This window comes from Lentzea pudingi, from assembly GCF_014646255.1.
Lineage (GTDB): Bacteria > Actinomycetota > Actinomycetes > Mycobacteriales > Pseudonocardiaceae > Lentzea > Lentzea pudingi.
This window is the reverse complement of record NZ_BMNC01000006.1, coordinates 245,288-264,552: the sequence shown is the minus strand read 5'-3', so window position 1 is coordinate 264,552 and position 19,265 is coordinate 245,288. Positions and strand designations below refer to the sequence as shown.

General features: G+C 68.3%; 15 protein-coding genes. 12 read left to right on the top strand and 3 right to left on the bottom strand.

Annotated features, from left to right (window positions below):
• Window positions 1-33 precede the first annotated feature (33 nt).
• Together IEY88_RS23155 and IEY88_RS23150 are read left to right on the top strand one after the other, a co-directional pair.
• Entirely contained in the window at window positions 34-1,236 is a 1,203-nt protein-coding gene (locus tag IEY88_RS23155; RefSeq protein ID WP_189156904.1) for a DUF4231 domain-containing protein, read from the top strand.
• A complete protein-coding gene (locus IEY88_RS23150; RefSeq protein ID WP_189156903.1) occupies window positions 1,233-1,649 on the top strand; it encodes an SLATT domain-containing protein in 417 nt (138 codons plus the stop codon). The genes IEY88_RS23155 and IEY88_RS23150 overlap by 4 nt, the downstream gene beginning before the upstream one ends.
• 279 nt (window positions 1,650-1,928) lie before the next feature.
• Here the strand turns inward: IEY88_RS23150 and IEY88_RS23145 are convergent, their stop codons facing one another.
• Window positions 1,929-2,612, bottom strand: coding sequence for a DUF2306 domain-containing protein (locus tag IEY88_RS23145; protein WP_189156902.1), 684 nt, complete (start codon window positions 2,610-2,612; stop codon window positions 1,929-1,931).
• Window positions 2,613-2,703: 91 nt separating this feature from the next.
• Between IEY88_RS23145 and IEY88_RS23140 the strand changes: the two genes are divergently transcribed.
• The 10 genes from IEY88_RS23140 (at window position 2,704) to IEY88_RS23095 (ending at window position 17,000) form a co-directional block, all read left to right on the top strand.
• Window positions 2,704-2,919 carry an RNA-binding S4 domain-containing protein gene (locus IEY88_RS23140; protein ID WP_189156901.1) on the top strand — a complete coding sequence of 72 codons (216 nt, stop codon included), beginning with the start codon at window positions 2,704-2,706 and terminating at the stop codon, window positions 2,917-2,919.
• Between the two features lie 375 nt (window positions 2,920-3,294).
• Window positions 3,295-4,788, top strand: coding sequence for a sugar transferase (locus tag IEY88_RS23135; protein ID WP_189156900.1), 1,494 nt, complete (start codon window positions 3,295-3,297; stop codon window positions 4,786-4,788).
• Between the two features lie 14 nt (window positions 4,789-4,802).
• A complete protein-coding gene (locus IEY88_RS23130; RefSeq protein ID WP_229693655.1) occupies window positions 4,803-5,828 on the top strand; it encodes a Gfo/Idh/MocA family protein in 1,026 nt (341 codons plus the stop codon).
• Window positions 5,825-6,838: an NAD-dependent epimerase/dehydratase family protein gene (locus IEY88_RS23125; protein WP_189156898.1), complete on the top strand. Its 1,014-nt coding sequence runs from the start codon at window positions 5,825-5,827 to the stop codon at window positions 6,836-6,838. Before IEY88_RS23130 ends, IEY88_RS23125 begins: the two co-directional genes overlap by 4 nt.
• An 82-nt stretch (window positions 6,839-6,920) precedes the next feature.
• Window positions 6,921-8,060, top strand: coding sequence for a DegT/DnrJ/EryC1/StrS family aminotransferase (locus IEY88_RS23120; protein ID WP_229693654.1), 1,140 nt, complete (start codon window positions 6,921-6,923; stop codon window positions 8,058-8,060).
• A gap of 148 nt (window positions 8,061-8,208) precedes the next feature.
• Window positions 8,209-12,984, top strand: a complete 4,776-nt coding sequence (locus IEY88_RS23115; protein WP_189156897.1) for a DUF4082 domain-containing protein — start codon at window positions 8,209-8,211, stop codon at window positions 12,982-12,984.
• 7 nt (window positions 12,985-12,991) lie between these two features.
• Entirely contained in the window at window positions 12,992-13,639 is a 648-nt protein-coding gene (locus IEY88_RS23110) for an acetyltransferase (protein ID WP_189156896.1), read from the top strand.
• Window positions 13,636-14,715 carry a DegT/DnrJ/EryC1/StrS family aminotransferase gene (locus tag IEY88_RS23105; protein WP_189156895.1) on the top strand — a complete coding sequence of 360 codons (1,080 nt, stop codon included), beginning with the start codon at window positions 13,636-13,638 and terminating at the stop codon, window positions 14,713-14,715. Before IEY88_RS23110 ends, IEY88_RS23105 begins: the two co-directional genes overlap by 4 nt.
• A complete protein-coding gene (locus tag IEY88_RS23100; protein ID WP_189156894.1) occupies window positions 14,715-15,275 on the top strand; it encodes an acyltransferase in 561 nt (186 codons plus the stop codon). Before IEY88_RS23105 ends, IEY88_RS23100 begins: the two co-directional genes overlap by 1 nt.
• 99 nt (window positions 15,276-15,374) lie before the next feature.
• Window positions 15,375-17,000 (top strand): hypothetical protein, encoded by a 1,626-nt coding sequence (locus IEY88_RS23095; RefSeq protein WP_189156893.1) that lies wholly within the window; start codon window positions 15,375-15,377, stop codon window positions 16,998-17,000.
• An 81-nt stretch (window positions 17,001-17,081) separates the two neighbouring features.
• Here IEY88_RS23095 and IEY88_RS23090 read toward each other — a convergent pair whose 3' ends face one another.
• Together IEY88_RS23090 and IEY88_RS23085 are read right to left on the bottom strand one after the other, a co-directional pair.
• The gene (locus tag IEY88_RS23090) at window positions 17,082-17,828 is read right to left on the bottom strand and encodes a maleylpyruvate isomerase N-terminal domain-containing protein (RefSeq protein WP_189156892.1); all 747 of its coding nucleotides are present in this window, start codon (window positions 17,826-17,828) and stop codon (window positions 17,082-17,084) included.
• Between the two features lie 77 nt (window positions 17,829-17,905).
• Window positions 17,906-19,087: an HNH endonuclease signature motif containing protein gene (locus IEY88_RS23085; protein WP_189156891.1), complete on the bottom strand. Its 1,182-nt coding sequence runs from the start codon at window positions 19,085-19,087 to the stop codon at window positions 17,906-17,908.
• Between the last annotated feature and the right edge of the window lie 178 nt (window positions 19,088-19,265).

Here is a 19,265-nt window from a genome sequence, read left to right as displayed (position 1 = left end):
CCACACCTCGATCACGGCGTTATGGTGCGCGGCATGCCCACAGCAGGCGGCCCGACAGTCAAACGGCTGTCCCAGCCGGACGCCGACATTAAACCCAAGGCCCTCGGACTGCCCCGAGGCCGCACGGTGATCTCGGTCTTCGGCTCCACAGAAGACATCGAGACGGATCTCGCCGCGAAGTTGTTGCCGGTGCTCAGATCCGTCGTCGTGACCGCGGCGCGCAACGGCGCCGTGTTCGTCACCGAAGGCACCGACCGAGGCGTTGTCCACTTGCTGGGCATGGCTTTGCAGGCGTGCGAGCAGCGTTGGCCCGTCGTGATTGGCGTCGCGCCGAGCAGCAAGGTGCACGACCTCACCGAGGCCTCCACCAACGGTCAGGTCGCGCTGGAACCCAACCACAGCGTCGCCGTCATCGTCCCCGGTTCGGAGTGGACGGACGCGACGCCGGTGCTGTTCCGCACTATCGACGCCGTGCGCCACAAGAAGCCCGTCGTCGCCCTCGTCGTCGGAGGCGAGAGCGAGCAGGAGGTCGTCGACCACCTCGGCGGCGACAACCCGTTGCTGGTGCTCGCCGGCACGGGCGGCCTCGCGGACCGCATCGCGACGGGGGACCTCAAGGGCGACCTGGCGGTGCTCGTGCGCAGCGGCAAGATCTTCATCGTCCACGTCGACGAGGGCGCCGGCAAGGCCGTCACCGCGCTGGAGCGCTTGCTGGGCAAGGAGAAGCCCGTCAAGCCGCCGAGGATCCTGCCCAAGGTCCGGTACCGGGCACCGGAGGCGCGGCCGCTCGTCGACCCCGGCTTCGTCGTCGCGTACCCGGCGCTCGCGGACGCCATCCACGACGCCAACCAGGTCGTCGCGCCCGCGTTCCAGGAACTCGACGCCGAGGCGGACGTCGAGCAGAACCGCTACCGGCTGATGTCCGTGCTCGCGATCGTGGGCGGCCTGACGACCACGGTGTTCGCCGGCCTGCAGACGTGGCTGAAGGACACCCCGTGGCCAGGGGTGCTCGTCGTGGCGGGTGGCGCGTTCGCCGCGGCCATCACGATCGTGGCGCGCAAGCGCGAGTCGCTCGACAAGTACCTCACCGCCCGGTCGCGCGCGGAACGCCTGCGGGCGCTGTACTTCGCGCACCTCGCCTCCGTCGCACCCGCCACGGAAGAGGAACGTCAGGACAAGGTGGCCGATCTGGAAGCCGCGGTCAGCAACCGCAAGCACGAGGTGGTCCGGACATGAGCGACGAGCAGCGCCAGGCCCAGTTCGTGGAAGCCTATCTGCGCCACCGCTTCCAGGACCGGCTCGACCACTTCGAACGCGCCCGCAAGCGCTACTCCCGCGCTCGCACGTGGACGGTCGCGCTCGCCGCGGCCTTCTTCATCGCCGCCGCCGCGGCCGCCGCGATCGGCATGGCGGACGGGCCGCGCAGGGCCATGTGGTCTTTCGTGGCAACGACTTTGGCCGCTCTGGGCACCGCGATGTCGCTGTACGAGGCGACGTTCGGGTTCCGCCGCCTGGCGCGGGAGAGCGCCACCACTTCCGTTGCGCTGCAACGGCTCGCGGTGGACGGTCCCACGCCGGACGACGTGGACGACGAGCGGCTGGTCGCATTCGTGACCGAAGTGGAGTCGGTGCTGAGGTACGGACGGTAAAGCAGTATCCTGACAACAATGATCAGCAGTGTGTTCCAGGAAAACGCTTCCTCGGTTTACACGCTGCGTGGGTGATCGATTACGGTAAGCACAAGTTCTGGTGTTTCCGTCATGCAGTTGTCATGATGACCACATCCCCCGATGCGGAAGCAGGCACGACATGACTTGGGCGCGTCCCGCGATCGCCGAGCCCGAAACCGGCACCTTCGCCGAGGCCAAGGCTCTGGAAAAGGAGCACAGCACGATTCAGAACAGCAAGGCGGCACGCACCGTGGCCTGTCACGCCACGGACGCGCTCGACTGCGCTGACCTGCTGGAAATGCTTGGCTTGAGCGCCACGGAGGGCAAGGTCCGGGTGTAACCCCGCGACTGGATCCACCACTCGGCCACCAGCAGGTTCACCACGAACGACAGCCAGTTCGCGGTGGCGAAGACCAGCAGCCCGTCCCCGTCGGGCAGCAGTGCGCCGAGAGCAAGGCCCCAGAGGCGACCCGTCACGGCGGCGCCGGTGAGAGCGAAACCGCGGATCATCCAGATGCGGTGTTCGCCGAACTGGCGCCGCCGTGCCGTCTTAAGCCCGTAGACCGCGCTGACGAACCAAAGCACCGAGAGCACCGTCAGGGGCGCGGACGACGCCAGGCCGGCCAGTGACAGCTGCGCGCACACCACGCCGAGCAGGGACGACGGCAGCACCGCCGCGAAGTAGACGCGGCCCATCACCCGGTGCACGCGCGGATGGCGGGCTCTCAGGCCCGGCCAGAACTGCGAGACACCCGCCAGGACGGCGACCGTTCCGGTGAAGATGTGCGCGACCAGGAGCCCGTAATGAACGGCCCCGTGCAACGGAGGCCGCGACTGCTCCACGTCCAGGGTGACGTACGCGCTCGCCGCGAAGATCGTTATCGCGACGCAGACGAATCCCGACACCGCCAACCAGGCGGCATACCCCCTCGAAGTTTTCATGCTCGTAAGGGTGTCAACGGTTTCACTCGAACGCGCTGGTGTGTGCCCCCGACCAAGCAGTGGGGTGCGCCCTACTGGGATGATGTGACTCATGCGGACGGTCGAGATCTCCGAAGAGCCGATCAGGCTAGGACAGTTCCTCAAGCTGGCTCAGCTGGTCGAGGACGGCGGGCATGCCAAGGTGCTCATCGAGGACGGAGAAGTCCACGTCAACGGCGCTGTGGAGGTGCGGCGCGGTGCGCAGCTGAGGCACGGCGACGTGGTGGTTGTCCAGGGTGATGAAGTGCGCATTTCCGTTCGGCCGTAGGTTGTTACTCCGTTCAGCGGTAAGTACATGCACAATCGCAGTCGATCAGACTAGGGCCTGAAGGCCTCTTCTGAACGATTACCTCGCGACATACGTACTCCTTATGTCCCTTGTGGACATCTGGAAACGTGTTACGTCGCCACGGTTTCCAGGTGGTGAGACGCGCGTCACGTCCGGTATTCGGACTTCGGGAAACTTTTTTCCACGGTCTGTAACGCCGATCCCTCGACGTGCGAATCACCGGTAGCGAGCTTCGGTCGCCGATCCAGTTTCACGGCGTTGTCGAAGACCGCGGAGTCCGCAGAATCAAGGTCCTCGGGGTGACCTGTGCACGTGCACGTCCGGAATCGCCGCTGAGCCGGGGAGATCAGAACGATGAGTGAGCAGGTCCGCGCTGCCCGTGACGTCGACGGGTTGCGCTCCACGCTCAACACGCTGTCGGAACGCAGACAGACCCATCCGCCCGTAGCGCGCTGGGAAAGTCGCTACCGCTATGCCGTGATCACCGCCGATGTGCTGACCGTTGCCCTGGTCGTCATCGCCGTCGGTGCCGTCATGAGCATGCGTCACACGGCCTTCGGCCCGCTTTCCCTTGCATTGCTGGACATACTCACAGTAGTCCTCGTCGTCGGTTCGCTCGCGATCAACCGCGTGTGGACCCCTACCGTTCTGGGGCAGGGAGCCGAGGAGTTCCGAAGACTCGGCCGGGGTTTGTTCGGTGCCGTTGTGGCGCTCGGCCTCGGAGCGCTCGCCGTCGACATCCCCGGCGCCCGCCTGTGGATCTTCGTCGTGGTCCCCGCGATCGCTCTGGTCGCGTTCCCCATGCGCTACCTCCTGCGCCGCCCGCTGCACCGCGGCCGCAGTGAAGGACGTTTCCTGCTCTCGGTCCTCGCCGCCGGCAACCTGGACACCGTCGAGGACCTCATCCTCCGCACCAAGCGCGTCGCCCACCTGGGCTGGCGCGTGGACGCGATCTGCACGATCGACGGCCGCGGCCGCTCCGGCACGGACGTCGACGGCGTGCCCGTCGTCGGCCAGCTGCGCGAGCTCGCCGAGCACGTCCGCCGCGGTGGGTACCGCATCGTCGCCGTCACACCCGACGCCTATTGGACACCTCGCCGTCTCCAGCAGCTCGCGTGGGCACTCGAGGGCTCTGGTGCCGAAATGGTCGTGTCGCCCGGACTCATGGAGGTCGCCGGCCCGCGACTGCACATGAGCGCCGTGCTCGGCATGCCGCTGCTGCGCGTGAGTGAACCGGCACTGAGCGGATTCCGCCGTCTGGTCAAGGAAGTCGTCGATCGCGTCGGAGCGTTCGTCCTCCTGGTCCTGCTGGCACCGCTCATGTTCGCGGTCGCGGCGTTCGTGATGATCGACAGCCGTGGACCCGTGTTCTACCGCCAGAAGCGGGTCGGCAAGACCGGTGTCCCGTTCACGATCATCAAGTTCCGCACCATGGTGACCAACGCCGACGCGTTGCGCGCCAGGCTCGCCAGCGTCGACGAAGGCAACGGCGTGCTGTTCAAGATGAAGAAGGACCCGCGCATCACCAAGGTCGGCACGTTCCTGCGCCGCTACTCGATCGACGAGCTTCCACAGCTGTTCAACGTCCTCGCGGGCAGCATGTCGCTCGTCGGCCCGCGCCCGCCGCTGCCGGAGGAGACCGCGAAGTACTCCTCGGACGTGCGGCGCCGCCTGCTGGTGAAGCCCGGCCTGACCGGTCTGTGGCAGGTGAGCGGCCGGAGCGATCTCTCGTGGGAGGAGTCGATCCGCCTCGACCTGCGCTACGTCGAGGACTGGTCGCTCGCACTCGACCTCGTGATCATGTGGAAGACCTTCCGCGCCGTCTTCGGCGGCCAGGGGGCTTACTGATGGGGAACCAAGACGTGATTGGCCTTGCCGTCATCGGAGCCGGGTACTGGGGGCCGAACCTCGTTCGCAACGCCCAGGCCACCCCGGCGCTGCATCTGCGCTACCTCTGCGACCTCGACGCCGAGAAGGCCCAGCGCGTGCTGGGCCAGTACTCGACGGTCCGCGCCACCGCGTCGCTGGACGAGGTCCTCGCCGACCCCGACGTTCACGCGGTCGCCATCGCCACCCCCGCCGCCACCCACCTGCCCGTCGCACTGGCGGCGCTGGAGGCCGGCAAGCACGTCCTCGTGGAGAAGCCCCTCGCGGCCAACTTCGAGGACGGCCTCAAGCTCGTCGAGACCGCCGAACAGCGCGGCCTCACGCTGATGCTGGACCACACCTTCGCGTACACGTCGTCGGTGCAGCACCTGCGCAAGATCATTCGCGGTGGCGAACTGGGTGACATCCAGTACATCGACTCGGTGCGCATCAACCTCGGTCTGGTGCAGCCGGACGTCGACGTGCTGTGGGACCTCGCCCCGCACGACCTGTCGATCTTCGAGGCGATCCTGCCCGACGACGTCACCCCGGTCGAGGTCTCGGCGCACGGCTCCGACCCGATCGGCGCGGGCGTCGCGTGCGTCGGCCACCTCACGGTGCGGCTGTCCAACGGGGCAATCACGCACGTGCACGTGAACTGGCTGTCGCCGACGAAGATTCGCACGATGGTCATCGGCGGTTCGCAGCGCACGGTCGTGTGGGACGACAACAATCCCGCCCAGCGACTGTCCATTTACGACCGGGGTGTCGACCTCTCCCCGGAGCAGCAGAAGATCTCCTACCGCACCGGCGACATGGTCGCGCCGGCGTTGGTGGAACGCGAGGCGTTGCGCACGATGATGGCGGAGTTCGCCGCGTCCATCACCGAGAAGCGCGCACCGCTGACCGACGGCCGCGCGGGTCTGCGCGTGCTGGCGGTGCTGGAGGCGGCGTCGGAGTCGCTGCGCTCCGGCGGGGTCTTCGTTCCCGTTCAACAAGTCGAAGGCAGGGTTTCTTCATGACCGCCCAGAACGAATTGGGCCAGCCGATCACCGGGCAGCGTGCCCTCGTCACCGGTGGTGCGGGCACGATCGGCTCCTCGGTGGTGGACCAGCTCGTCGAGGCCGGCGCGGCCGAGGTCGTCGTGCTGGACAACTTCGTGCGCGGCCGCCGCGAGAACCTGGCGTCCGCCCTGGAGTCCGGTGTCGTCCGGGTCGTCGAGGGCGACATCAACGACAAGGCGCTGGTGCGTGAGCTGACCGAGGGCATGGACCTCGTCTTCCACCTCGCCGCCATCCGCATCACCCAGTGCGCCGAGGAACCGCGGCTCGCGCTGGAGTGCCTGGTCGACGGCACGTTCACGATCCTGGAGGCCGCCGCGGCCGCCGGGGTGAAGAAGGTCATCGCGTCGTCGTCGGCCTCGATCTACGGCCTCGCGGAGTCTTTCCCCACCAACGAACGGCACCACCCGTACAACAACGACACCTTCTACGGCGCCGCGAAGGCGTTCAACGAGGGCATGCTGCGCAGCTTCAAGGCCATGTACGACCTCGACTACGTGGCGCTGCGCTACTTCAACGTGTACGGCCCGCGGATGGACGTCCACGGCCTGTACACCGAGGTGCTCATCCGCTGGATGGAGCGCATCGTCGACGGCAAGTCGCCGCTCATCTTCGGCGACGGCGCCCAGACGATGGACTTCGTGCACGTGCACGACATCGCCCGTGCCAACATCCTCGCGGCCAAGGCGCCGGTCACGGACACGGTGTACAACATCGCGTCCTCCCAGGAGACCTCGCTCAAGGAGCTCGCCCTCGCGTTGCTTGCCGCGATGGACTCCGACCTGCCGCTGGAGCACGGCCCCGAGCGCAAGGTGAACGGCGTGACGCGCCGGCTCGCCGACATCAGCCTCGCGGCCACCGAGCTCGGGTGGAAGCCCGAGATCGGGATGGACGGCGGTCTGCGCGACCTCGTCGCGTGGTGGCGTGCCGAGAAGGCCGCAGCAGAGAAGGCCGCGGCCGAGAACGCCTGACAGTTCCGGCCGCGGTTCTGAAGCCCGTGGCCGCACCCCATCTCCACGACGAACGTTCGTCCGCCAGCGAAGGGCAGTACCAGTGATTCCGGTTATGCGGCCGTTGCTCGGTGAGGAAGAGGCGCTCGCCGCCGCCGAGGCCGTCCGGTCCGGCTGGGTGGCGCAGGGCCCGCGGGTCGGCGAGTTCGAAGAGGCGTTCGCCGCGTCGGTCGGCGCGGGCCACGGTGTCGCCGTGTCGTCGTGCACGACCGGCCTGCACCTCGCCGTGCACGTGCTCGGCATCGGCCCCGGCGACGAGGTCGTCGTGCCGTCGCTGTCGTTCATCGCCACCGCGAACTCCGTGCGCTACACCGGCGCGACCCCGGTCTTCGCCGACATCGAGGCGGAGACGGGCAACCTCAGCGCGTCCACAGTGGAGCCGGTGCTCACCGAACGCACCCGCGCGGTCATGGTCGTGCACCAGGCCGGCGTGCCCGCGGACGTCGACGCGATCAAGGCGTTGTGCGAACCGCGCGGCATCGCGGTCATCGAGGACGCGGCCTGCGCGGCGGGTTCCACCTACAAGGGCGCGCCGGTCGGCACGAACGCGCTGCTGGCCGCCTGGTCGTTCCACCCCCGCAAGCTCCTCACCACCGGCGAGGGCGGCATGGTCACCACCGACGACCCCGAGTGGGCCGTCCGGCTCAAGCGCCTGCGCGAGCACGGCATGAGCGTGTCGGCGGCCGATCGCCACCACGGCGGCAGCGCCGTCATCGAGCAGTACCTGGAGACCGCGTTCAACTACCGGATGACCGACATCCAGGCCGCCGTCGGCCTGGTGCAGTTGTCCAAACTGGACGCGATCATCGCCCGTCGCCGTGAGTTGGCCGCGCGCTACCACGAGTTGCTGGCGGACCTGGACATCACGACGGTCCGTGACCCTGAGTACGGGACGACGAACTACCAGTCGTTCTGGGTCTGGCTGCCGGAAGGCGCCGACCGCCAGGAAGTCCTTGCGGGCCTTGCCGAACGCGGCGTGAGCGCACGGCGCGGAATCATGGCGTCACACCTCGAACCCGCCTACTGCGGTCACCCGAGCACCGAGCTACCCGCGACCGAGGCCTTCACGGCCCGGACGCTGATCCTGCCGCTGTTCCACGACATGACCGAGTCCGAACAGGACACCGTCGTGTCAGCGTTGTCGGAAACTCTCCACGCATCCCGGCTGACCGTGCGTGGTTGAAAAGTAAAGATTCAACCTTCACTGGAACATTTTTGTGTTGACACGTAACAGTTTTATCGAGATCGCCGACGTTCGGAGTAGCAGCCCTGTGCTGTCCAGCGTAGTGCGCGGATCACACACGGTAACTCCGTCCGAGAGGTGAAACCCAATGGTGGCTCAGAAGTCGCGTCTCGTGCGGGTGCTTGTGATCACGGCATTAATCGCATCGACGATGTTCGTGCTCGGCGTCTTCAACCCTCCGAAGGCCAACGCCGCCCCGTGTGACTTCCCCGTCACCAACAAGGTCGCGTGTGAGAACACGCAGACCGGAGCGGACAACTGGCAGGCCCAGTACCGGGACGACACGATCCTCGGGTACACGACGGACATCAGCTACAACATCGGCCAGACCGTCAGCTTCAAGATGCTGACGTCGGCCTCCTCGTACAAGCTCGACATCTACCGGATGGGCTGGTACGGCGGCAAGGGCGCCCGGTACATGGGCACGGTCAACCGGAACACCCCGCAGAACCAGCCACCATGTCTGCGTGACGGACCGACCGCGCTCGTCGACTGCGGCAACTGGGCCGTGTCGCTCACCTGGAACATCCCGTCCACCGCGGTCTCCGGCATCTACTACGTGCGCATGACGCGCAACGACACCGGTGCCGAGAACGAGATGGCGTTCGTCGTCCGCGACGACAGCTCGCAGTCGAAGATCTTCTTCCAGACCTCCGACGCCACCTGGGTCGCCTACAACCGCTACGGCGGCAACAGCCTCTACTTCGGTGACGGCCCCGGCCAGGGCGGTTCCTCGTACAAGGTCAGCTACAACCGCCCGTACACCGGCGGCGACGGCGACGAGAACTTCATCTTCAACGCCGAGTACCCGATGCTCAGGTTCCTGGAGCGCAACGGGTACGACATGAGCTACACGACCGACGTCGACTCCGCCCGCCGCGGCAACCTGATCAAGAACCACAAGGTCTTCATGGCGGTCGGCCACGACGAGTACTGGTCGAACGAGCAGTGGAACAACGTGATGGCCGCCCGCGACGCCGGCGTGCACATGGCGTTCCTGACCGGCAACGAGATCTTCTGGAAGACCAAGTGGGAGAAGAGCATCGACTCCTCCCAGACGGACTGGCGCACCATCGTCTGCTTCAAGGAGACGAAGGGCGCGCAGAACGACGGCGAGAACACCTGGACCGGTACGTGGCGCGACCCGCGCTACAGCCCGCCGCAGGACGGCGGCAGACCCGAGAACGCGTTGCTCGGCAACATGTTCACGGTCAACGGCCGGCGTGACGACGCGCTGCAGGTCCCGGCCGCGTACGGCAAGATGCGACTCTGGCGCAACACCGACCTGGCCAACATGGCCGCGGGCACCACGTACACCTTCGAGCCCGGCACGCTGGGCTACGAGTGGAACACCGTCTACGACAACGGCTTCCAGCCCGCAGGCGTCGCGCAGATGTCCCGCACGACGGTGAACCTCGACGGCTACTACGCGCTGAAGAACTACGGCGACGAATACGGCTCGAGCACCGAGACGCACGCGATCACGTACTACCGCGCGCCCTCCGGCGCACTGGTGTTCGGCGCGGGCACGGTCCAGTGGGCGTGGGGCGTCGACGACGAGCACGCGTTCCCGACCAACACCCCGACGTCGGACAAGCGGATCAAGCAGGCGACCGTCAACTTCCTCGCTGACATGGGCGTGCAGCCCTACCAGCTGTGGGGAGCGGACCAGCTGACGATCTCCGGCGCCATCAACGACAACACGGCACCGGGCGTGCAGATCACGACCCTGCCCGCGCAGTCGACGGTCGGCCAGGCCTACACCTTCAGCGGCACCGTCATCGACGCCGCCGGCAAGGTCGCGGGCGTCGAGGTCTCGACCGACGGCGGAAGCCGCTGGCACTACGCCAATTGGCAAGCCGGCCAGACGTCGTGGAGCTACACCTACACGCCGAACCAGTCCGGCACGGCACAGATCAGGGTCCGCGCGGTCGACGACTCGCTGAACCTGTCCACGCCCGTGTCCGCGACGCCGAACGTCAACGCCAAGACCTGCCCGTGCGGCATGTTCTCCGGCACGGAGGTCCCGAAGGTCGCCGCCGCCAACGACGCCTCGCAGCTCGAGCTCGGCGTGAAGTGGCGCGCCGCGAGCAACGGCTACGTCCGCGGCGTGAAGTTCTACAAGGGCACCGGCAACACCGGTACGCACACCGGCAGCCTGTGGTCGAGCAACGGTGACCTGCTGGCCACCGGCACGTTCACCAACGAGAGCCCGACAGGGTGGCAGACGCTGCTCTTCCCGCAACCGGTCGCGGTGAACGCGAACACCACCTACGTCGTCAGCTACTACACGCCGACGGGTCACTTCGCCTACGACACCGGCGGGTTCTACCAGCAGCAGGCGTACATGCAGCCGATCACCGGCCTGCAGTCCGGTGTGGACGGACCGAACGGTGTCTTCCGCTTCGGCGCCGGCTTCCCGAACCAGACGTTCGACCACACCAACTACTGGGTCGACGTGGTGTGGGCGACGGACCCCGGTCCCGACACCCGCGCGCCGCTGCAGAGCACGATGTCCCCGGTCGCCAACGCCGGTTCCGTCGCGCTGAACACCACGGTGTCCGGCACGTTCGACGAGAACGTGACGCTCGCCTCGGCCCAGGTCACGGTGACGGGTCCGAGCGGTGCCGTCACGGGCACCAAGTCGATCTCGAACGACGCCCGCACGATCACGTTCACGCCCTCGGCACCACTGGCGGCGGCCACGGCCTACACCGTCACGATGAGGGCGGCGGACGCGGCGGGAAACCTGTCCTCGCAGGCGAACTGGACGTTCACGACAGGCTCGCCGCGCCCGGCGACCTGCCCGTGCACCGTCTGGGACGACTTCGCGGCACCGGCCGTGATCGACTCCGGTGACACCAGCGCGGTCGAGCTCGGCACGAAGGTCCGCTTCGACGGCAAGGGCGAGGTGCTCGGCGTCCGCTTCTACAAGGGCACCGGCAACACCGGCTCGCACACCGGCTCGCTGTGGACCTCCACGGGTCTGCTGCTCGCGACCGGCACGTTCACCGGTGAGACCACGTCCGGCTGGCAGAAGCTGATGTTCAACTCCCCGGTGCAGGTGCAGGCGAACACGACGTACGTCGTTTCCTACACCGCGCCGAACGGCCGTTACTCGGTCACCTCCGGCTACTTCAACGGCCAGGAGGCGAGCTACCAGTCGCTGCACGCGCTGCAGAACGGCGCGGACGGTGGCAACGGCGTCTACAAGTACGGCGCCGGGTTCCCGAACAACTCCTACAACGCCACGAACTACTGGGTCGACGTCATCTACCGCAACGGGCTCAACGGTGACACCACGCCGCCGACGATCACGAACCGCACGCCGGCCGTGAACGCGACGAACGTGGGCCTGCAGAGCGCGCTGTCGGCGACGTTCAGCGAGCCGGTCGACCCCGCGTCGGCGCAGATCTGGCTGAAGGACCCGAAGGGCGGCAAGCTGTCCGGCTCGGTGTCGCTGTCCGGCGACCAGAAGACGGTCACCTGGACGCCGTCCGCCAAGCTCGTGTCCGGCACGCAGTACCAGGCGCACGTGGGCATCGCGGACGTCAACGGCATCGCGATGACGGCGGCCGCGGAGTGGAACTTCACGACCACCACGACGCCGACCTGCCCGTGCTCGCTGTTCAGCACGGCGACGGTGCCGGACGAGACGTCCGCGGACGACTCGGGCGCGTACGAGCTCGGTGTGAGGATCACCCCGACCCAGTCGGGCCAGATCACCGGTGTCCGCTTCTACAAGGGATCCGGCAACACCGGCACGCACACCGGCAGCCTCTGGAACGCGAGCGGTCAGCGCCTCGCCACGGGCACCTTCACGGGTGAGACCGCGACGGGCTGGCAGACGCTCACGTTCGCCCAGCCGGTGATCGTCAGCTCCGGCCAGACCTACACCGCCTCGTACACGACGACCACCGGGCACTACGCGGTGAACGCCGGGTACTTCGGGACGGGCCCGGTCACCTCCGGTCCGCTGACGGCACCGCAGGAGACCAACGGTGTCTTCATGCCGGGCAACGGGTTCCCGACCATGACGTACGGCTCCGGCAACTACTGGGTCGACGTGATGTACCAGCCCAACGCGGACAACGTCGCCCCGGTGGCGCAGTCGCACACCCCGCTGGCGGGTGCGCAGGCCGTCGCGCTGAACTCCACGGTCACCGTGTCGTTCGACGAGCCGGTGGACCTCAACTCGGCGCAGTTCGACGTCACCGACCCCGGTGGCGCGAAGATCGCCGGCACGAGGTCGCTCTCGCCGGACAGCAGGATGATCACGTTCACGCCCGCAGCCAGGTTCGCGGCGTCCACTGTGTACTCGGTGAGCGCCAAGGCCGCGGACACGTTCGGCAACATGATGGCCAACCCGGTCCAGTGGTCGTTCACGACGGCGACGACGCAGACCTGCCCGTGCTCGTTGTTCAGCGCGGCGACGGTTCCCTCGGTAACGTCTGCTGACGACAACGGCGCGTACGAGCTCGGCGTGAAGTTCACGTCGGCCACGAACGGGCAGATCACCGGCGTGAAGTTCTACAAGGGAGCGGGCAACACGGGTACGCACACCGGATCGCTCTGGTCCGCGGACGGCCAGCGCCTCGCCACCGGCACGTTCTCGGGTGAGACCGAGTCGGGCTGGCAGACGCTGACGTTCAGCTCGCCGGTGTCGATCACGGCGAACACCGAGTACACGGCCTCGTACACGACCACCACGGGCCACTACGCGGTCAACGCGGGCTACTTCGGCACGGTGACCTCACCGCCGCTGACCGCCTCGCCGTCCGCCGGTGTGTTCACGGCCGGGTCGGGCTTCCCGACCTCGACCTACAACGGTGGCAACTACTGGGTGGACGTGGTGTTCGGGTGATGCACGGGTGACCGCACGGCCACTGCTGTTCATCGGGGCAGGCGGACTGACCCGCGAGACCCTCGCGGCGGTCCGCCTCCTCCCGGAGGCGTGGGACCCGATCGGGGCTCTCGACGACTCCACCGCCCTGCACGGCACCCTGGTCGACGGGGTGCCCGTGCTGGGCGGGCTCGACTCCCTGGCCGATCACCCGGACGCGGCCGTCGTGCTCTGCATCGCGAGCGCGCGGCGGTCGCTGGTCCGGCTGAGCGTGGCCAGGAGGCTCGACCTGCCGGACGAGCGGTGGGCGACCATCGTCCACCCGGCGGCCGTCACCTCCGGCGCTTCCCTTGGCGCCGGAACGGTTCTGCTTGCGGGTGTCGTCATCACGACCCCGCTGTCGATCGGCAAGCACGTGGTGGCCATGCCCCACGTGCTGATCACCCACGACGACGAGGTGTCGGACGGCGTCACGTTCGCCGGCCGCGCCTCGCTCGCGGGTTCCGTGCACGTCGGGGAGGCCGCGTACCTGGGGCAGGGAGCCATGGTGCGCGAGGGGTTGAAGATCGGCGCCGGTGCCGTGATCGGCATGGGAGCCGTTGTCCTGCAGGACGTTCCGGCAGGAGAGACGTGGGCCGGCGTGCCGGCCCGCCCGTTGCGTGGGGAGAGCGCGTGATCGAGATTCCGCTGGTGGACCTGCGTGCCCAGCACGAGCAGGTGGCCGACGAGGTGGCCGACGGCTGGGCCCAGGTGCTCAAGACGACGGCTTTCATCGGCGGCCCCCAGGTCGCCCGGTTCGAGTCGGAATTCGCTGCCTACCAGGAAGTTCCGCACGCCATCGGTGTCGCCAACGGCACCGACGCCATCGAACTGGCGTTGCGGGCGCTGGGCGTCGGCCACGGCGACGAGGTCGTGCTGCCCGCCAACACCTTCATCGCCACGGCCGAGGCCGTCGCCCGCGCCGGCGCGACCCCCGTGCTCGTGGACTGCGTGGACGACACGCTCCTGATCGACACCTCGCAGGTGTCCTCTGTGGTCACTTCGCGCACCAAGGCCATCGTGCCGGTCCACCTGTACGGCCAGGCCGCGCCCGTCGAACTGCTGCCGCTGGGCGTGCCGGTCGTCGAGGACGCCGCCCAGGCCCAGGGCGCGCGCCGCAACGGCGTCGCCATCGGCGGCCTCGGTGTCGCCGCCGCGACCTCGTTCTACCCCGGCAAGAACCTCGGCGCGTACGGCGACGGCGGCGCGGTGCTGACGACGTCGGACGCCGTGGCGGAGTCGGTCCGGTTGCTGCGCGAGCACGGTTCGCCGCGCAAGTACGAGCACCCGGTGCTCGGCTTCAACAGCCGCCTCGACACGCTGCAGGCCGTGGTGCTGTCCGCGAAGCTGCGCCGGCTGGAGGGCTGGAACCAGGCCCGCCGCGCCGCCGCCTCTCGCTACACCGAGATGCTCGCGGACGTTGGAGGCGTTCGCACTCCAGTGGTCCTGGACGGCAACCTGCCCGTCTGGCACCTGTACGTCGTGCGCGTGGCCGAGCGCGACCGCGTTCTGAAGGCGTTGCACGAGTCCGGCATCGGTGCGGGCATCCACTACCCGACGCCGCTGCACAAGACCGGCGCGTTCGCTGGTTTGCCGGGCTCGTTCCCGGTGGCGGAGACCTCGGCCGCGGAGATCCTGTCGCTGCCGCTGTTCCCGGAGATCACCGAGGCGCAGCAGGCCCGCGTCGTCGAGGCGCTGAAGGCAGCGCTCTGATGACCGGCGTCCGCGTGCACCCGCACGGCCTGTGCGAGTCAGACGACGTCGGCGACGGCACGCGCGTGTGGGCGTTCGCACACGTGCTGCCAGGGGCGCGCATCGGCCGTGACTGCAACATCTGCGACGGCGCGTTCGTCGAGTCGCGCGCGGTGCTGGGCAACAACGTGACGGTCAAGAACGGGACTCTCGTCTTCGACGGGGTCACGTGCGAGGACGACGTGTTCCTCGGGCCGAACGTGTTGTTCACCAACGACCTGCGGCCCCGTGCGCACGTCAAGAAGGTCGGTGACGCGCTGGAGACCACCTTGGTGCGCCGTGGGGCGACTTTGGGTGCTGGTGCGGTCGTGGTGTGCGGCACGGTGATCGGCGAGCACGCGTTCGCGGCGGCCGGTGCGGTGGTGACTCGCTCGGTGCCCGCGCATGCGTTCGTGGCTGGGAACCCGGCGGTCGTGAAGGGCTGGGTCTGCGCCTGCGGTGCGCGGCTCTCAGATGATCTCTCGTGTCCCGAGTGCGGGATTCGGCACGAGGAGACGCCGGACGGCCTGAAAGCCGCCTGACAGGCCTTCTGGCGGGCCCGATGCCTCAACTGGGGCGTCGGGCTGTCGCGTCGGCTATGGTCGGAGCATGATCAAGCGAATCGAGTTCTTCTCCGCCCGGTGAGCGGCGTGTGGCCGGACCTCCTCGACGTGGGGTCCGAAGAACGTCGACAGGCGCTGACCGCATTGCTGCGGGACTTCTTCACCGACCCGGCTCTGTCAGCCGGAACTCTGCACGACAGGTGCACGCGACTCGCGTTCTACGACTACGACGTGAGAGCCGTGCTGCGTGACCTCAGCCCCCTGCCGTCGCCGCGGCTGACGGCCACGGCCAGACAGTTGATCACCAGCACGGACCAGCGCGCGGTTCTCCTCGGGCTCGGGTTGCTGACCGGTCATGCCCGCCCGGACGACGTGCCCATGGTCAGGACGCTCGGACTGCTGAACTTCGCCTCGTCACAGGCCTGTCGCGTGCTGCTGGCGATTCCCGGCGCCGAGACCGACGCCGTGTGGGTCGCTGACCGGTCACCCGGTGTCCGCGGTGAGGTGGGCGACGCCTTGAGAGGGCACCCGGACCCGGACGTCCGCGGCTGGGCGTGCAGGAACTCCTCGGGTTACATGACGCACGTGCGTCAGCGTGCGGGCAAGCACGAACTCCGTGCGTTGCTCGATCGAACGCACGTGGACGACGCGCTGTGGGACCACATCGGGCAACGCCTGTTCCGCATGTGCCACTACTACCTGTCCTCCGAGTTCGGCTACTACCCGCACGACACGACCGCCCTGCGGCGCTGGGTGTCGCTCGCCGCTCGACGACCGGCCACAGTGGACCGTGCCGTGCAGCTCTGCTCTCTGGCGGAGGAACTCGTGTCCGGTCACGCGGCCGTCGCGGTGCGCGGCCTGCGTGACGGCCTGGTGGCCGAGATCGGGAACGTGCTCGAAGGCTGGAGGGACCTGCTGGAACGTGAAGCGGCACGCGACGGTCGCGCGGCCTGGGTGCTTCGCGAACTGGCCGGACTGCGCACGCCGTTGAACAGGTTCGCGGTGCGGATCGTGTCGCACGCGCCGGAACCCACGGGTGGCGTAGAAGCCAGGGTCTTCATCGACGGCACACCGCTGTACGCGGCGCTGTTCCAGGGTGGGTTCTCCGGGCCGTCGGAACGGGTGGTCGACGGCGGCAGGCTCCGGGCCGAGAACCAGCCGAGGGAGATCCTGCTCGACGACTACGACGGTACGAACCTGTACGTCACGATCGTGCGTGAGGGCGCGGAAGTCGTGTGGAAGGACTGGCGCTGGGACATGCGACCTGACCGGCTGCCGGGCGAGTTCCGCTTCGACGCCGCCGAGTACGACCACGAGGTGGAGCGGGCGGAGTTCGACCGCGGCTGGGAATGGCCGGCGCGGACGGTGGCGCGGCTGGTCGAGCGGCGGCTGCGAGCGGATCCGACGGTCCTGGGGCGCTGGGACTGCGGCCCCGGCCACTGCCACAGCGCGCGAGACGTCCACGACGCCGCCGTCCTGGACTTCACCCACCCCGCAGACGCGTCGTGGGACGAACCGTCGGTGACGTTCCGGCTCGGCATCAACGCCGCCGGCCGCGATCCGGAGGCGGTCGCGGACGACGTCATCGCGATGTTGTGCGCCTCAGACCCGAAGGAGACGGTCGGGATGGTAGGTCGCGACAGCGCGGCCATGGCCGCGCGACTGGGCCTCGTCCACCGTCCGACGACGGTCGGCTTCTGCTGATCAGAAGGACCGGCAGGCCCCGTGCAGCGCGCTGACGAGCTGCGCGGGGCGTGCCTTCACCGGTCGGCCCGCTTGGCGTGACTAGGCCGGCTCCCAGGCGATGAGCCCGGCGAACACCTGCTCGTCGCCCTTCGGCTGCAGTGCGCTCGTCGGCTTGCGGCAGTAGAAGGACAGGACCAGGTCGCTCGCCGTGCCGGTGAGGGACGCGTCGGCCGCGCCTTCGCCGTCCTCGATCACCCGCGCGCCTTCGGCGTCCAGCGCTACGCGCCAGGAGTGGCCCTCGGTGGTGTGGTAGTCGACGATCGCGGGCTTGTGCGGCCAAGGGGACGTCGTGGCGACGCAGGTCGTCTGGAACTCGTGGACGCCGTCGAGCGCCACCTCGCTCGGCAGCGGCTGCGGAGCGCCGATGGTGAGTTGCGCGTCGTAGGTGTGGACGGCGATCTCTTGTAGCTGGTGGCGGGCGGCGGTGCCGGTGGTCCTGGGCGACTGGAAGTCGCTCCACCACGCCCAGCAGCCGCGGTCCGGGCCCGACTCCTCCAGCGCCTCGACCAGCAGTCGTGACGACTCCGTCATCCATGCCACCAGGTCCTCGCGTGGCGCTGTGACCGGTGTGCGGACCGGGGGAGCGTCGGCTGGGCCCGCCGCGACGATCTCCGCCCACTTGCGGCGGCCGTCGCCCAGGTGCTGGACCAGGTCGTAGAGCGTCCAGCCCGGGCAGCTCGGCACCGGCGCGCCGAGATCTGGGGCTGAGCCGATGGCGGCGCAGAAGGCGGCGGTCCGTTCCTCGATCAGTCGCAGCAGGTCGGGAAACGGCAAAGTGTTGTGCACGGCCGCTGTCTATCACTGTGCTGCCGTGGCAGCACAGTGATTTTGTGGCTGGCGTGCTGAGCACCCGCCGCGGGGGCTCAGGCGACGGCGTGGATCTGGTTCTGGCGCGGTCTTCGGTGCGGGTCGATGAACGCGGGCGGGCGGAAGACGGGCACGCCACCGTCCATCTGGATCTGCCAGTCGGACTGGTGCACGAGGTCGTGGTGGCGGCGGCAGAGGAGAGCGAGGTTGGCCAGGTCGGTACTGCCGCCGTTGGACCAGTGGCGGAGGTGGTGGGCCTCGCAGTGGCTGGGTGGGCGGGTGCACCCCGGGAAGGTGCAGCCCCTGTCCCTGGCCACCAGGACGCGGCGCAGGCCCACGTTGATCGTGCGGGTCTTGCGGCCCACGTCGTGGACCTGGGAGCGGCTGCCCAGCAGCATCGGGACTACGCCTGCGTCGCAGGCGATCTTGCGGACCTGGTTCATCGGGATGTGCTCGCCGTTGTCCAGGCGGGCGGTGCCGATGGCCGTGCGCAGCTTGTCGTAGTCGAGCGTGACGGTGAGCTGGACGCGTTCACCGCCGCTGATGCGGTGCTGGTCGGCGCGCAGAGCCAGGTCGATCAACTCGCAGAACGCGTCGCCGTCGCGCTCTGGTGCGTGGCGGAGGTCGGCGGGCTCTGGCTTGGCCAGCGGGTCGATCAGCGCGTCGAGCTTCGCGCCGGTCTCGGCGTCGACGTCCGCGAAGAGGTGGTAGCGCCCGGCTTTCCACTGGCGGCGCACCACGTTGCGGGGCGCCGCGGGTTCGAAGTCCCGGGGTTCCGGACCGTCCTGGTCCAGGCGGTAGGCAAGCTCCTTGCAGAACGCCTTGGCCGACCGAGGTTCGTGCTGCTGCGCGTAGTCGACCAGGTTGGCCTCGACTGCCGCGGGCAGGCCCGCCATCGCCTCTGCCAGTACGTCCACGTGATCCTCGGACAGCTCTCCCGCCGCCATGGCCGCCGCTGCGAACGGGAGCATCGGCTCCACCGTCGCGCCGCTCGGGGTCACCGTGGTGCACAGGGCTTTCGCCTGGGTGAGCTTGCGGCGCGACACTTTCGGATCCCAGTGCAGCGCGTGTTTGAAGACCTCGACCAGGTCCTTGTAGCCCAAGGTCGCGGCGGCGCCCTGCTGATCGAGCGTGCCGACGATCTCCAGCACCTGGAACTGGAGCCGGTGCAGCGCACGGACCTTCCGCTTGAGCTCGTCGAGGAGCTCGAGCGGGGAGGAGAGGGCGAGTGGCTGCATGCGTTCATCGTGGCATGAACATGTGTTCGAATTCCATTCCACGATGAGGTGAAAGGGCAGGTCAGAACCTATGGTGCTATTTGTGTGCCGTATCCCTCCGGATACGTGACGCATCTGCTCCGTTTTCACCCGAACGAGCCGTTCATTGGAGCGACTTCAACGCATACGGTCCAAGAGC